This is a genomic window from Pseudomonas sp. P4_C3, assembly GCF_056402075.1.
Genome location: NZ_JBFUIC010000721.1, coordinates 1 through 831 on the forward strand (window position 1 = coordinate 1; position 831 = coordinate 831).

3 protein-coding genes are annotated in these 831 nt (G+C 52.3%); all 3 read right to left on the reverse strand.

Features of this window, described 5'->3' with window-relative positions:
* Positions 1 to 205 (reverse strand): 30S ribosomal protein S13 (rpsM, locus tag AC1DVH_RS32040; RefSeq protein WP_477757157.1); only part of this gene is annotated, 205 nt, incomplete at its 3' end.
* A gap of 130 nt (positions 206 to 335) precedes the next feature.
* Positions 336 to 452: a 50S ribosomal protein L36 gene (rpmJ, locus tag AC1DVH_RS32045; RefSeq protein WP_002555468.1), complete on the reverse strand. Its 117-nt coding sequence runs from the start codon at positions 450 to 452 to the stop codon at positions 336 to 338.
* 24 nt (positions 453 to 476) lie between these two features.
* A partial coding sequence (locus tag AC1DVH_RS32050) for a preprotein translocase subunit SecY (protein ID WP_477757158.1) occupies positions 477 to 831 on the reverse strand: 355 nt, incomplete at its 5' end.

Genomic DNA, 831 nt, shown 5'->3' on the forward strand with positions numbered 1-831 from the left:
GGTCACCTTCAGTGGTGAACTTCGCCACTTCGCCACGCAGCTGTTCAATTTGCTCGTCGCTCAGATCTTTGATCTTTGCTGCTGGGTTTACCCCAGTCTCTGCACAAATTTTCTGTGCAGTAGTGCGACCAACACCATAGATGTAGGTCAGCGAGATAACAGTATGCTTGTTATCTGGAATGTTAACGCCTGCAATACGGGCCATTCAGTGGGACTCCAATTGACAGCTACCTACGCCCCGGAAGCCAAGAAATAGGGCGCGAGATAATATCGCTGTAATAACAAATAATCAACCCGGCAGCGCACTAGCTGCCGGGCTTGAAGCACAATCACACTCAGCCTTGGCGCTGTTTGTGACGCGGTTCCGCGCTGCAAATTACTCGAACAACACCTTCGCGGCGAATAATCTTGCAGTTACGGCACAGCTTTTTCACCGATGCACGAACTTTCATCACCAACTCCTCGAACCTTATGGGTCAGCGCAGCATGCCGCTGCCGTAACCCTTCAGGTTGGCTTTCTTCATCAGGGATTCGTACTGGTGCGAAACGAGGTGCGATTGTACTTGGGACATGAAGTCCATCACAACCACGACGACGATCAGCAACGAGGTCCCGCCAAGGTAGAACGGTACGTTGGCTGCAACCACCAGGAACTGGGGCAACAGGCAGACGGCCGTCATGTAAAGAGCACCGAACATGGTCAAGCGAGTCAGAACGCCATCAATGTAGCGCGCAGACTGCTCACCTGGACGGATGCCCGGAATAAAGGCACCGGACTTCTTCAGGTTTTCCGCTACGTCTTTCGGATTGAACATCAACGCCGTATAGAAG

What these genes read in the sequence shown, in the direction of transcription:
- rpmJ (WP_002555468.1), bottom strand. Translation starts at nt 452, where the DNA reads ATGAAAGTTCGTGCATCGGTGAAAAAGCTGTGCCGTAACTGCAAGATT.